Annotated in this window: 12 protein-coding genes; 2 read left to right on the top strand and 10 right to left on the bottom strand. The window is 68.2% G+C overall.

What is annotated here, in order from left to right; translation table 11 throughout:
* Positions 1-181: 181 nt before the first annotated feature.
* The 4 genes from ACWCPQ_RS33065 to ACWCPQ_RS33050 all read right to left on the bottom strand — a co-directional run bounded on the left by ACWCPQ_RS33065 (position 182) and on the right by ACWCPQ_RS33050 (position 4974).
* Entirely contained in the window at positions 182-1084 is a 903-nt protein-coding gene (locus ACWCPQ_RS33065; RefSeq protein ID WP_449906434.1) for a thioesterase family protein, read from the bottom strand.
* Between the two features lie 186 nt (positions 1085-1270).
* Positions 1271-2197, bottom strand: coding sequence for a sugar phosphate isomerase/epimerase family protein (locus tag ACWCPQ_RS33060; protein WP_449906431.1), 927 nt, complete (start codon positions 2195-2197; stop codon positions 1271-1273).
* A 12-nt stretch (positions 2198-2209) separates the two neighbouring features.
* Complete coding sequence (locus ACWCPQ_RS33055; RefSeq protein WP_449906428.1) at positions 2210-3949, bottom strand: hypothetical protein; 1740 nt, start codon at positions 3947-3949, stop codon at positions 2210-2212.
* Positions 3946-4974 carry a Ppx/GppA phosphatase family protein gene (locus ACWCPQ_RS33050; RefSeq protein WP_449906425.1) on the bottom strand — a complete coding sequence of 343 codons (1029 nt, stop codon included), beginning with the start codon at positions 4972-4974 and terminating at the stop codon, positions 3946-3948. Before ACWCPQ_RS33050 ends, ACWCPQ_RS33055 begins: the two co-directional genes overlap by 4 nt.
* Before the next feature lie 128 nt (positions 4975-5102).
* Here ACWCPQ_RS33050 and ACWCPQ_RS33045 point away from each other — a divergent pair, with 128 nt between their 5' ends.
* The gene (locus tag ACWCPQ_RS33045) at positions 5103-5954 is read left to right on the top strand and encodes a hypothetical protein (RefSeq protein ID WP_449906442.1); all 852 of its coding nucleotides are present in this window, start codon (positions 5103-5105) and stop codon (positions 5952-5954) included.
* A 48-nt stretch (positions 5955-6002) separates the two neighbouring features.
* The gene (locus ACWCPQ_RS33040) at positions 6003-6317 is read left to right on the top strand and encodes a hypothetical protein (protein ID WP_449906422.1); all 315 of its coding nucleotides are present in this window, start codon (positions 6003-6005) and stop codon (positions 6315-6317) included.
* Between the two features lie 9 nt (positions 6318-6326).
* Here the strand turns inward: ACWCPQ_RS33040 and ACWCPQ_RS33035 are convergent, their stop codons facing one another.
* The 6 genes from ACWCPQ_RS33035 to ACWCPQ_RS33010 all read right to left on the bottom strand — a co-directional run bounded on the left by ACWCPQ_RS33035 (position 6327) and on the right by ACWCPQ_RS33010 (position 12977).
* Positions 6327-7016, bottom strand: a complete 690-nt coding sequence (locus tag ACWCPQ_RS33035) for a response regulator (protein ID WP_449906419.1) — start codon at positions 7014-7016, stop codon at positions 6327-6329.
* Entirely contained in the window at positions 7013-8248 is a 1236-nt protein-coding gene (locus tag ACWCPQ_RS33030; RefSeq protein ID WP_449906416.1) for a sensor histidine kinase, read from the bottom strand. Before ACWCPQ_RS33030 ends, ACWCPQ_RS33035 begins: the two co-directional genes overlap by 4 nt.
* A 219-nt stretch (positions 8249-8467) precedes the next feature.
* On the bottom strand, positions 8468-10519 hold the full coding sequence (locus ACWCPQ_RS33025; RefSeq protein WP_449906413.1) for a CocE/NonD family hydrolase: 2052 nt from the start codon (positions 10517-10519) through the stop codon (positions 8468-8470).
* Positions 10520-10767: 248 nt separating this feature from the next.
* Entirely contained in the window at positions 10768-11505 is a 738-nt protein-coding gene (locus tag ACWCPQ_RS33020; protein WP_449906410.1) for a phosphoglyceromutase, read from the bottom strand.
* Positions 11506-11563: 58 nt separating this feature from the next.
* Positions 11564-12460 (bottom strand): ROK family protein, encoded by an 897-nt coding sequence (locus ACWCPQ_RS33015; protein WP_449906407.1) that lies wholly within the window; start codon positions 12458-12460, stop codon positions 11564-11566.
* A gap of 94 nt (positions 12461-12554) precedes the next feature.
* The gene (locus ACWCPQ_RS33010) at positions 12555-12977 is read right to left on the bottom strand and encodes a PPOX class F420-dependent oxidoreductase (RefSeq protein WP_449906405.1); all 423 of its coding nucleotides are present in this window, start codon (positions 12975-12977) and stop codon (positions 12555-12557) included.
* Between the last annotated feature and the right edge of the window lie 49 nt (positions 12978-13026).

Below are 13026 nucleotides of genomic sequence, written 5' to 3'. Positions count from 1 at the left end.
ATCCACACCATGTATCTACTCCCGGACGGCCGGCATCTGTGGTCGGGGCCCGCCCCGGTTCTGGAGCGACAGAGCGAAGGAGCGCAGCGACTGAGCGCCGGAGTGAAGAACCGGGGTCACGAGGGCCCCGACAGCGACGCCGCAGGCGGCGCAAATAAACACAGCAGGCGCCGCAAACAACTCAGCGCTTCGGTGACGGGAGCAGCGCCAGCTGACGGCTCTGGGCCACCAGGGCACCGGTCGAGTCGACCACGATCTGATCCGAGTCGAAGATCCCGCCACCGACCTCGTGTGTGGTGGCGATGACGCGTAGCCAGCCGGTGGCGGGCCGGCGCCGGAGATAGGTTGTCATCTGGACCGTCGGCGACCAGCCGAAATATCCCAGGTTGGTCGGTACCGGCGGGCACATGTCGGCGGCCATCATGGCGATGTAGGAGGCGATTTCCGGGTCGGCCTGATCGGCCGGGCGCGGGCGTAGCCACATTCGCAGCCGGGGTTCTCCGTGGGCGTTCTCGATGAACGGCGCCCATGCCCGGTCCAGGAAGGCATCCATTCCCCGCGCCACGTGCACGATCCGGCCCATCGACGAACCCGGGCCGTAGCCGATCGCATCGGCGGACGGTTCCACCGGGAGATCGGTGTGTTCCGGAGCGTAGAGCGGCGGCCGGTCCGGGCCGTCCAGATGCCCGAAGGTGAAGGCAGTACGGACCAGTGGCCGACCGCGTTGCACCAGCGTCACGTCCACCAGGCAGATCTGCCGTCCCACCTTCCGGAGTGTCACCTCGTACAGCACTTCGCCGGGTTCCGGGGCGCCGAGGAAATCGGTACTGCCGGACAGCGGCGCCATGCTCGCGCGCTCCGGTTCCACGGTGCGCAGCCAGCGGCTCGCCGCGGCTGCCGATCCGGCGACCATGGTTCCGCCGTGGACTTTCGGCCCGATCGTCCAGATATCGTCGATGACGCCGCGGTAACGTCCGTCGCCCGGCTCGTCGGCGGCGAGTTCGGTCAGGGCACAGACCCGGCTGAACGGCGCGTCGGTGGCCGCCAGTTCCCGCTCGGCGCTCAGTTCCGTCTCCGTCGTCATCGGTACTCCTTCTCCTCGGCCCGGTAACCGTTCCGCGGGTGCATACTGCCCGTCAATCTTGGTACAGCGCGAACACGCGCCGAAAGGGGGACCGGTGGGGGCGGTGTTTCAGTGCCTCCCCGGCGCCGCCTGTGGCAGCGCGGGAAGAGGCCCCGCGCGGCCGCGGGCGGCGCGGGAGAGCACAGCTCAACGGGTCTCGATGGGACTGGGATCCGGCCTGGGGGTGATCGCCGGATTCAGGTGGGTCCGGGCGAAGGCGAGGGTGCGTTCCAGCATGGCGGACCGAGCCGGTGTGGTGCGGGCTTCCTGGGTGTTGATCTCGGCCACCGCGTGGCCGGTGAAATCGTTGCGGACCAGTGCGGCACAAACCTGGGCGCACGGTTGGGTGCCTTCGCCGGGGACCAGGTGCTCGTCATGGGCGGCGCCGCGGCCGTCGGCCAGGTGCAGGTGGACGAGGCCGGCACCCATCCGGTCGGCCAGTGCCAGCGGATCGGTGCCGGCGGTCGCCGTATGCGACAGGTCGAGGGTGTAATGCCGGAATCCGGTGTCGGTGGGGTCGTATGTGGGGCTGAACGCGGTCAGCGCGAGACCGGGCCCACCACGGCGTTCCAGTCGCTGGATATCGCGGGCGCGGCGGGCGAAGAGCCGGTCGGCCCGCATCGGGAACATGTTCTCCACCGCGACGGCCACCGAACTGCTCTCCTCGAGTTCGGTGACCTGTTCGGCGAAACCCTCGGAGTAGCGGCGTTGCCAGCGGAACGGCGGATGCACCACCACGGTGTCGGCGCCCAGCGCTTCGGCCGTCCGCACGCTGCGTTCCAGTTTCGAGACCGGATCGGCGCCCCACACCCGCTGCGAGATGAGCAGGCACGGCGCGTGTACCGCGAGGACCGGCACCGCGTATTTGCGGGCGTAACCGCGCACGGTGGTGATGCTCTGGCTGGCCGGTTCGGCCCAGACCATCAATTCGACACCGTCGTATCCCAGTTCGGCCGCGTAACGGAAGGCTGCTTCGGTGTTCTGCGGGTAGACCGAAGCGGTCGAGAGCCCCACCTTGATTCCGTTGCGCCGCCCGTCGTCCCGCGGGTCGGCCGCGGGAGAGATGCCTGCCATCGCCTGCCTCGCTCAGCCGGTACTGAGTAGAAACGCCAGCGGACCCAATGTGACGAACACACCGACGACCACAGCGATCACGGTACTGAACATATCGTCGCCGCGCCGCAGTATCCGCACCAGCGCGACCAGCCCGAGGATGACCACGACCGCGAGCGCGAGTGCGACGAGCGGTTGTGCCTCCCACAGCATCTCGAAACCCTTGAACGCCAGCATTCCGCCGATCGCCGCACCCACGCTCTGTGCGCCGAGCACCATCCACTGTTTGCGCGGATCGTCGATGGTCTCCCGGCCGGAAGTGCGAGCGGCGGCCCCGAATCTGGCTTTTGTCGCGGCGAATTTCCCACCGGCCGAGCCGAATCTGTCGTTCAGTGCCGACCGGGCACGGCCCAGCCGGTTATCGCGACCGGCGGCGTCCTCGAGGTCGTCGTATTCGTCGGCGTCGGGGTCGTATTCCGGTTCGAAATCACCGGTTTCGAATTGTTCACCGGACGGTACGGGCCCCGGATGCGGCCGCATCGGGCCGTGTACATCGGGGGCGGCGAAGATATCGGTCTTCGCGAAACCCGGGTCCGGGTCGAAATCCGGACCCGGACCGAAGTCCTGCGCCGGACCGAAACCGGGATCGGGGGCGAAGCCCTGGTCCGGGTGAAAGCTCTGGTCCGGGCCGAAATCCGGTGCCGGAATTCCCGGAGCGGGCGGCATCGGCCGACCGTTCCGGAGCCCCGGGCCACGGAAGTCGCCGTGGTCGGATGTCTCGTGCGGGGGCGGCTCCAGCTCCTGCAGACCGGCCCGCAACCGCATCCCCTGGTCGGCCGGCGACCAGGCGACGGTATGCGGGTCTCCGTTCCCCGGCTCGGGCGGTTCCGCCCAGGGCACCGGCTCGGGCAGCGGACGCTCACCGCGGCGGCGACGCTCCAGTTTCGGCCGCGCGTCGTCGACGGGGGCCTGCCACGCCTCGGTGGGCGGGGCCGCGCCGGGCGGCCCGAGCCGTGGCGGCCCGTCGAATCCCTGCCCGGGCCACGCCGGGCCCGCGTCCGGCCCGCCGAAATCCGGCAGGCCGGGCGAGTGACCGAAATCGGCGACGCCCTGCGGCATGCCGTAGTCCACCGGCGCTTCCGGTTCGGGAGCGGATTCGGCGGCGGCAGCGGCTTCGGCGGCCTCCGCCGCACGCCGGCGCGCGGCGCGCCCACCGCCGGGGCCCGGCGGATCGGGCTCCCAGGCCCGGGTCTCCGGCGTCTCGTTCGCGTAGTGACCCTCGGCGGCGAAATCGTCGACCGGATCCGGTCGCCGGCGGCGGCCGCTACGGCGCGATTCCTCGACAGGCGGAAACTGGTCACGGCCGTCCGCGAACGAATCCGGATCGCCCAGCCGCGCGGGCGCGGAAGCATCGATCCCGGCCGGCCCCGCCGGATACGGCTCGAGCGGGTTGTAGACGGTGATCGGACCCGACATCGGCGAATTGTTCGGATCCGGGGCGGCATAGGAAACCTGCTCACCCGCATAGCTTTGCGCACCGAAGTCGGTACCGGCCGCTTCCGCGGCGTAGGCCGCGGGTTCTTCTGTATCGGATTCGTCGGGTGCCGCGTGGGCGGAGCCGTTGCGTTCGACGGCCGGGATATCACCGGACAGATCGTCGACCGAGAGCCCGCGACCGCCGCGCCGCCGTCTGCCGCCGCCGGTGGCAGACGGCTGCTGCCCGTTACGGGCGAGCAGCTCTGCTACCGACAGTTGATTGGAGTTCCTACTCATGAAGGCACCGTTTCGATCGGGCCCGCCGACGTCTTGCCGCCGGGCGTCGAACCGTTACCGGCCGCCGCTTTCGGTGCGCTCGTAGTCAGTGGTCCACCATCCATATCGGTATCCAGTTTGCGCAGGATCAGTCCTTCGCGCAGCGCCCACGGACAAATTTCCAGCGTATCGAGGGAAAGGGCGCGCATGGCCGCCTCGGCCACGAGCGCTCCCGCCACCAATTGCTGGGACCGGTCGGCGCTGACACCCTCGAGTTCGGCGCGATCGGAGGCAGTCATTCGGGAGATGAACGCGATCAGCTGACGCAATCCCGAACCGGTGAGGGTCCGGCGGACCCGGGCTCCCGCGCCCGAGGGCGCCGCGCCCGTCAGCCGGGCGAGGGAGCGGAAGGTTTTGGATGTGCCCACCGCCAGATCGGGCCGGCCCGCTTCGGCCAGTTGTTTGGCCGGATCCACCATCTCCGCGGCGAGCCAGTCGCGGAGGATCGCGATACGCCTTTTGCTGGGCGGATCCTCCGGTAGCCATTTCCGGGTCAACCGGCCGGCGCCCAATTGCAGCGACAGCGCGACCTCCGGTTCCTCGTCCACCCCGCTGCTGATCTCGAGGGAACCGCCTCCGATATCGAGGTTGATGATCCGGCCGGCGCTCCAGCCGTACCAGCGGCGCACCGCCAGGAAGGTCAACCGTGCCTCGTCCACCCCGGCCAGCACCCGCAGATCCACCCCGGTCTCCGCGCGCACCCGGCCCAGCACCTCTTCGGAGTTGGTCGCCTCGCGCACCGCGGAGGTCGCGAAGGCCATCAGTTCCGAGCAGCCCGAGGTGATCGCCAGATTCGCCAGATCGGCCACCGTATCGACGAGTTTCTGCTCGCCCACCGGAGTGATCCGGCCCGCGTCGTCCAGGCTCTCCGACAGCCGCAACGATTCCTTCGTCGAGCTCATCGGCATGGGGTGGCCACCCCTATGCGCGTCCACCACCAGCAGGTGAACGGTGTTGCTTCCGACATCGAGGACACCTAGACGCACACGGCCACGTTACTTGGTGTACCTGAACACCAGGCGACCCGGTTGTGGTGTTAGCGTTGAGGGTTGTGACGTCTGGCGCAGCCGCGAACGACTCCGTCCCCGCTCCGACCGACCTTCCGATGCCGAAGATGCGGCCGAGCCGGGAAGTACCACTCGACTTCCCACGCGAGTGGCTCGAGTTCGTCGACCCCGCCGACGACGAACATCTGATCGCCGCGGATCTCACCTGGCTGACCTCGCGTTGGACCTGCGTTTTCGGCACACCCGCCTGTCAGGGCATCCTCGCCGAACAGCCCGATTCCGGCTGCTGTACGCACGGCGCCTTCCTCTCCGACGACGACGACCGCAAACGCCTGCGCAAGGCCGTCAAGATGCTCACTGCCGAGGAATGGCAGTTGATGGACGAGGCCCGCGACAAACACGGCAAGATCACCCGCAAGATGTATCTGGAGACCGACGAACTGGACGGCGAACCCGCCGCACGCACGCGCCGGGTCGACGGCGCGTGCATTTTCCACAACCGCCCGGATTTTCCCGGGGGCGCGGGTTGTGCCCTGCACATCATGGCTCTGCGCCGGGATGTGGAACCGCATACGGTCAAACCGGACGTGTGCTGGCAGCTACCGATCCGCCGCACCCAGGAATGGGTGGACCGGCCCGACGGCGTGCAGATCCTGCGGACCGTGATCACCGAGTACGACCGGCGCGGATGGGGGCCGGGCGGGGTGGATCTGGACTGGTACTGCTCCGGCTCACCCGATGCCCATATCGGTGAGCGCCCGGTCTGGCAGTCCTACCGCTCCGAACTGATCGAGTTGATCGGGAAACCCGCCTACGACGAACTCGAACGGCAGTTGCAGAGCCGGGCGGGCAGCGGGACCGGGGCGGAACATCCGGCGACCACCCGGGCACTGCGCAAGGCCCGCGAAAACGAGCAGCCCGCACGACCCACTCGAATAATCGGACTCGACCTGCGATAACGGGAGCACAGCATGATGCGGAGCCCCTGGATCCCAAGGCCGGCCGGTATGGCGGCTCTGATACTCGCCGGCCTCGCCTGCGCCGCGACCGCCGGCGGCGCGGTTGCCGAACCCGCCGACCCGCACCAGTTCTCCGATCGGACCGCCGAGTTCGTTCCGCTCGGTGATCCGAACGCGCTGGCGGCCCGTGATGCCGGACGGCATCTCGTACTCAGCCCGCACGGCACCCGGCGCAGTATCGTCTGCCGCGGCGACGGGGCGGCGACGCCGCTCTACGACTGCGCCCAGGAAGACGGTCTCGGCTGGGCGCCGCTGCACCGCTCCGATACGCCGGTCGGCGAGGTCTGGATCTATTTCCCCTGATCCGGCGGATCAGGCCTCCAGCTTGTACCCCAGCCCGCGGACGGTCACCAGATGTTCGGGGCGGGCCGGATCGGCCTCGATCTTCGACCGCAGCCGCTTCACGTGCACATCGAGGGTTTTGGTGTCGCCGACGTAGTCCGCGCCCCACACCCGGTCGATGAGCTGACCGCGGGTGAGCACCCGACCCGAATTGCGGAGCAGGTATTCCAGCAGGTCGAACTCTTTCAGCGGCAGGGTCACCGGCTGACCGTTCACCAGCACTGTGTGCCGGTCCACGTCCATCCGCACCGGGCCGGCCTCCAGCACCCCGTTCTCGCTGCCGGAATCCAGTTCGTCGCCGGCGCCGCGGCGCAGGACGGCCCGGATCCGGGCGATCAGTTCCCGTGCCGAATAGGGCTTGGTGACGTAGTCGTCGGCACCGAGTTCGAGCCCCACGACCTTGTCGATCTCACTGTCCCGCGCGGTCACCATGATGACCGGCACCCCACTGCGGGTCCGCAACTGTTTGCAGACGTCGGTGCCGCTCATCCCGGGCAACATCAGGTCGAGCAGGACGATATCGGCGCCGGACCGGTCGAATTCGGCGAGCGCCGAGGGCCCGTCTCCCACGACCGTGACCTCGAAACCTTCCTTGCGCAGGAGGAAGGCGAGTGGATCGGCCAGCGACTCCTCGTCCTCGACGATCAACACACTGGTCATCTGCGTGCCTCCACACCGTTCGTTCGGCCCGGGCCCGAGGGGCGCGGGCTGGTTTCTCTTTTGGTCAGCACAGGCGGGCCGCCGGCGGCGGTGCCGTCGGATTCCTGATACGCGGGTATGCGCAGGGTGAATGTCGAGCCGGTGCCGAGTTTGCTCCACAGGGTGATCTCACCGTTGTGGTTGGCGGCCACGTGTTTCACGATAGCCAGGCCGAGTCCGGTCCCGCCGGTGGAGCGGGAGCGCGCCTTGTCGGAGCGGAAGAAGCGTTCGAACACCCGCTCCTGGTCGTCCTTGGCGATTCCGATCCCGCGGTCGGTCACCGCCATCGCCACATAGGAGCCGCGCACCGATCGGCTCACCGATACATGCGAGCCGCGCGGCGAGTAGGCGATGGCGTTCTCGACCAGGTTCGACAGTGCGGTGATGAGCAGCGTTTCGTCGCCGAGTACCTCGAGCCCGCTGGGCCGGTCGGTACTGACCGTGATCCCGGCGGCCTCGGCGGCGGTCCGGGAGCGGTCCACGGCCTGGCTGACGACCGTATCGACGTCCACGACCTCGAGTTCGGGGAGTTTCTCGGCCCCCTGTAGCCGCGACAGCGCGATCAGTTCGGTGACCATCTTCCCCAGCCGGCCGGCTTCGGCCAGTACCCGCTGACCGAAATGCCGGACGGCCTCCGGATCGTCGGCCGTCTCGAGCAGCGCTTCCGCCAGCAGGCTCATCGCCCCGACGGGTGTTTTCAGCTCGTGGCTCACGTTGGCGACGAAATCGCGGCGGGTGGCCTCCATCCGGGCCTGTTCGGAATCGTCGTCGGCGAACAGCACGGTGAAGCTGGTCTCCTCCGGCGACAACGGCCGGGCCAGGCCGCGTACCGCGATCCGGCCGCGACCGGGCGTCGGTTTATCCGCCGTGAGATCGAACTCCGCCGTTTCGCCGGTCGCCAGCACCTTCTCCACCGCCAGCCAGGCCCGCTCCTCGAGCAGCCGGTTACGGACCAGGCCGAGTTCCTCGGCGCGGGGGTTGACCAGCACCACATCGCGGTACTCGTCGACGACAGCGATGCCGCTCTCCGAGGCCAGCACGATCAGGTCGAGAACCTGCGACATGGTGAGGCCGGAGTCGGCCTGTCGGCGCTGAGCCTGCCGCGCGTTCATATAGGGGATGACGAGTCCACCGACGGCCAGTCCGACAACAGCCGCCAGGACTGCCAGCAGTACGGCCTGGGGAACGCTCACATCAAGAATCGTACGGTCGACCACAGGTAAACAAACCCGGGGTCGGTGAAGTTTCGTGCAGGTCACGGGCGATTACTTCGGTGTTCGCCGGGCGTTTACTCGTTGTTCGGCGGCGAACAGGTTTCGATCGTCCCGGGCGTGTTCCGGAGCCGGAAACGCGGACGAACCCCATTGCGTCTGGGACACAACGGGGTTCGTGTCGTGGCCGGTGGCCGGTGCTCACCAGCCGGGGTTACCCCGCACCGGTACATTCACGAAACTGGGCCGGTTCGGATCGAGTTGTACGTGCTGCGGTTTCAGCCCGGTGTCGATGATCATCGGCAGCGGCGGCACACCCTTGGGCGCGTTGCCGGCGTAGACGTCCACCCGCAACCGGTGCCCCGGTTCGAGCTTCGCCTCGACGGCGGGTACAGCGATATCGAGTGTCGTCACTTCCCCGGGCACCGTGAGCCGCCGGTTCTCCAGCGTGGTGCAGGGCCGGGGGTCGGTGTAGTCGCCGTTGGCGGATCGGCTGCTCAGCGCGTCATCGATCTCGCGCAGCGAAGCCATCAGCTGTCCCGACGAGAGCACCCGGGACTGCCCGTCCGGCGCCACATCGTTGACCGTGACCGACCAATAGCCGTCGGAGGCGTCCTGCACGGTCTGCAGATGCACGGCCATGGGCCCGGAGACCTCGACGGCTTCGGTCGCCGGCGCGCTGGTGAAGGTCAGCCCGTTGGTCTCCTGGATCCGGGAATCGGCACCGCAGGCATTGATCACCGCGACCACGCCCGCCGTCGCCTGGCCGCCGTCGTTGGAACACAGCCCGGTGAGGCCCGGTGCGACGGTCAACCGGGCGGAGCTGTCGGCGACCGCCCCGAGCGAACCATCGTGCACGCTGTGCCCGCCCGTTCCGCTGGGAGCCGCCGAAAGGTACATCCGCCGGTACTCGGCCGCTTCGTCGGCCGGTGCGCTCTCGCCGAACCCGGCCTTGGTCACCCAGCCCCCGCCCTGCTGACGCAGGGTCACCGGACCGTACTGATCTATGCCGTTGTCGATGCCCTTCAACCATTTGTCGAACCAGGCACGTTGCAGCACGTCCAGACGCGGCGGCAGCCCGGGCTTGCCGGATTCGCTTCCGGAGTTGATGTGATAGGTATCGCCCATGAGCAGCTGCTTCTGCCCGGGCGGCAACGGCATCGCGTTGTAGATCTGCGATTCGGAGTAGGTGAACAGATCGTGCCAGCCGCCCGTCACGAAAGTCGGGACGTCGATCTGCGCCGGATCGCCGAGCCAGGCCTGCCGGTCCGGGCTGTCGCCCCGGATCATCTCCTGCAACCGCGGGTCGAGATCCTCCACCCGCGGTGTGGTGTAGGCGTTCAGGAACACGTCCAGATAAGTGAACGGCGAGGACAATCGATCGTTCAGCCACTGCTGGTCGAAGGTGCCGTTCAGCATCGACTGGATATTGGGCACCCATTTGGTCGCGTTGATCAGCGACATCCACAGTGGGATGAAGGCAAAGCCGAAACCCCCGCCGGGCATGAGCACGTCCTGCGCCAGATCGCTACCGGGGGCTACCGGGAAGAGAGCCTTCAACGCGGACGGATGCTTCTCGGCGGCCTGCAACTGGTTGATGCCGGAATACGACATCCCGGTCATCCCGACCTGCCCGTCGGCCCACTGCTGCCGGGCCGCCCAGTCGATGACCTCGACCGTGTCGTCCTGTTCGCGCTGCCGCAACATATCCCACACCCCCTGGGAGAATCCGGTCCCGCGCACATCCACCACGACTTGGACGTAACCGCTCTTCACCAGCTGACGGTCCACCGCGAAGTTGCGCATGGCCCCGCCACCGAGCGCCTTGGTGAGATCGGTCAGCCCGGACAACGGAGTACCGGTCATATCGATATCGCGGGCCAGCTGCGATATCGCGTCCGACGCACCCGGGATCGATCCCATATGGTCGACGAGGTTGGACACCAGTTTCGTATAGGGCGTCATATTGACGAGGACGGGCAGCCGGGTGTCGATCGGCCGGGATGCGGTATCGGCGGGCCGGTACACATTGGCCTTCAGCACCGTGCCGTCGCTCATGGTGATCGGCACATCCCAGGTGATATTGACATTGGGATACTGCTGCGGCCCGTCGTGGGCGGCCGCCCATTGCGCCCCCGCCGCTCCCCCGTCGGGGCCGGACGCCACCGGCGCAGCCCCGGCGCTACCGCCGAGCAGCGGTACCAGCAGCACGGTGGCGGCCAGCGCCACGGTGGCTCGCATCACAAACTTCATCGGTCGTGATCCATCTCTCGAACTGGTCGGATGTTCGAGAGCTTACACAGCGTTACCGGCGAGTAATGAGAATCTGCCCGGCAAGCAACAGGGCTTTCCGATCGCGTGATCCGAATATCATGTTCTCGCACAAGCAAAACCGCGGTTTACGGTGATATCCCACAGAACCACGGATCGCCGTCGGCGATTCCGGTGCCGGTACGAAAAAGCGCCGCAACCCGTTCCGGGTCGCGGCGCTGTGGTTCGAACTACCTACCGCCCTGGCTCGCGACGGCGGCAGCACCCGCGGCCGCGGCTTCCGGGTCGAGATACTCCCGGGGGCGCACCGGGCGCAGCTCGTCGTCCAATTCGTAGCGCAGCGGAATTCCGGTGGGGATGTTCAGTCCGGCGATATCGTCGTCGGAGATCCCGTCCAGATGTTTGACCAGGGCACGCAGCGAATTACCGTGGGCCGCGACCAGCACCGTCCTGCCCCCGCGCAGTTCCTGCGAAATGGTCGACTCCCAGTAGGGGACCATCCGGTTCACCACGTCGAGCAGGCATTCGGTCTGCGGGACCTCGATACCGGCGTAGCGCGAATCGCCTTCCTGGCTGTACTCGTCGTCGAGTTCGATCGGGGGCGGCGGCGTATCGTAGCTGCGCCGCCAGAGCATGAACTGTTCCTCGCCGTACTCGTCCCGGATCTGGGCCTTGTTCTTCCCCTGCAACGCCCCGTAGTGGCGTTCGTTGAGGCGCCAGTCCCGCACCACCGGAATCCAGTGCCGGTCGGCGGCGTCCAGCGCGATATTCGCCGTGGAGATCGCCCGGCGCAGCAGCGAGGTGTAGACGATATCGGGCAGGATGCCGTGCTCGGCCAGCAGTTCACCGGCTCGTTTACCCTCGGCGACGCCCTTGTCGGTGAGATGTACGTCCACCCAGCCGGTGAACAGGTTCAGGGCGTTCCATTCGCTCTCGCCGTGGCGCAGCAAAACGAGGGTGTTCGTCATGCGGGCCATCCTGCCATGGCGCGATACCGGGTCCGCGCGCCCCCGGGGCCCGCTCCGGCTACGGCTCCCCGGACAATCCGGCCGCGAGGACCGCCGCGCCGTGCAGTGTCGCGCCTTCGGCGAGGCGCGAGGGTTCCACCCGGAGCTCGCGGATGAAACCCAGCCCTGCGTGCCGGGCAGCGGCCGCCCGCATCGGTGCCCACAGGGGTTCGCCGGAGTCGGCGAAGCCACCGCCGACCACGACCGTGTCCACATCGAGCAACGCGGCCGCGGAGCTGAAAGCAGTACCCAGCGCGGTACCGGCCCGGGCCAGCGCGGCCAGCGCGATCGCATCACCGGCCCGGGCGTCGCGCGCGAGTTCCGCGCCGGTAGCTCCGGCCCAGCCCTGGGCCCGCGCCCAGCGCGCGGACGACAAACCGCTCGCCACCGCCTCCAGGCATCCGAAACCGCCGCAGGCACAACGCACGTCCGAGCCGGGCACCACGATATGACCGATATGGCCGGCATTGCCGGTGCGTCCTGTCGATACCCGGCCGTCCACCAGAATGCCGCCACCGATCCCCGACGAAACCGTCACCGCCAGCCCGTTCCGCAGCCCGCGCAGCGCACCCGCCCGGTGTTCGGCCAGCGCCAGGCACGCCCCGTCCAGGGCGAACCGCACCACGGCGCAGGGAAAGAGCGCTTCGACCGCCGCCACGATGGCGAACCCGTCGCGCCACTGCGGAATATTGAGCGCGCGGGTGATCCCGGCCGGAACGTCCACCGGCCCCGCCGATCCGATCCCGACCGCGGTCACCGCCGCCCCGTCCGCCACCGCTCCCAGCAGTGCGCGGCACACCTCCCACACATCGTGGTCCGGGACCGGGACCCGCCGGACCGCACTCGGCCGCCCCCCGGCATCCACCAGTCCGGCGGCGAACTTCGTCGCCCCGATATCCAGTGCCAGAACCGCCACCGCACCTCCCGAAGTCCCGATCCGCAGAATCCGATTGTGACCCATCCACAATCGGGTTCCACGCTGTCACACCTTCAGGAGCGGCCCGTTCCGGTCAGGAGGCCCAGGGACCGATGCCGCCGACCTTGTCGATCCGGATCCGGGTGAGCAGGCCGGGCGGTGCGTCCGGGGGCGGGAAGCCCGCACCGGGACTCGCGAGCGTTTTCGCCAGCTTCGCCAACAATTCCGGCGCCCCGCCCTCGACAATGCGCGCGGTCCCGGTGACCGACAGATACGGCCGCATGATCTCGCCCTTCTCCGCCGCCAGGATGGTGACCGCGACCCGGGAATCGCGGCGCACGTTACGGACCTTGCGGTATTCACCGAGGTGCGCGGTCACCAGCTCGTCACCGTCGGGTCCCTCCTGCAACGCTACCCACACCACGCTGACCTGAGGACTTCCATCCGAATTGAGGGTTACCAGCGTGGCATCGGCACCGGCGCCGATGAATGCGCGAGCGGCATCGTCGAGTTTCATGCTCTCTTCTACCTGTCGCGCGGCCCGTTCATTCCCGGCGACCGCCTCG

It is taken from the genome of Nocardia sp. NPDC001965, assembly GCF_053594175.1.
This window is presented reverse-complemented; position numbering and strand designations above follow the sequence as displayed.

Excerpts from the sequence above, each read along its gene's own strand:
- ACWCPQ_RS33065 (WP_449906434.1), bottom strand. The coding sequence starts at position 1,084 with ATGACGACGGAGACGGAACTGAGCGCCGAGCGGGAACTGGCGGCCACC.
- ACWCPQ_RS33060 (WP_449906431.1), bottom strand. The coding sequence starts at position 2,197 with ATGGCAGGCATCTCTCCCGCGGCCGACCCGCGGGACGACGGGCGGCGC.
- ACWCPQ_RS33055 (WP_449906428.1), bottom strand. The coding sequence starts at position 3,949 with ATGAGTAGGAACTCCAATCAACTGTCGGTAGCAGAGCTGCTCGCCCGT.
- ACWCPQ_RS33045 (WP_449906442.1), top strand. The coding sequence starts at position 5,103 with ATGCGGCCGAGCCGGGAAGTACCACTCGACTTCCCACGCGAGTGGCTC.
- ACWCPQ_RS33040 (WP_449906422.1), top strand. The coding sequence starts at position 6,003 with ATGGCGGCTCTGATACTCGCCGGCCTCGCCTGCGCCGCGACCGCCGGC.
- ACWCPQ_RS33035 (WP_449906419.1), bottom strand. The coding sequence starts at position 7,016 with ATGACCAGTGTGTTGATCGTCGAGGACGAGGAGTCGCTGGCCGATCCA.
- ACWCPQ_RS33025 (WP_449906413.1), bottom strand. The coding sequence starts at position 10,519 with ATGAAGTTTGTGATGCGAGCCACCGTGGCGCTGGCCGCCACCGTGCTG.
- ACWCPQ_RS33020 (WP_449906410.1), bottom strand. The coding sequence starts at position 11,505 with ATGACGAACACCCTCGTTTTGCTGCGCCACGGCGAGAGCGAATGGAAC.
- ACWCPQ_RS33010 (WP_449906405.1), bottom strand. The coding sequence starts at position 12,977 with ATGAAACTCGACGATGCCGCTCGCGCATTCATCGGCGCCGGTGCCGAT.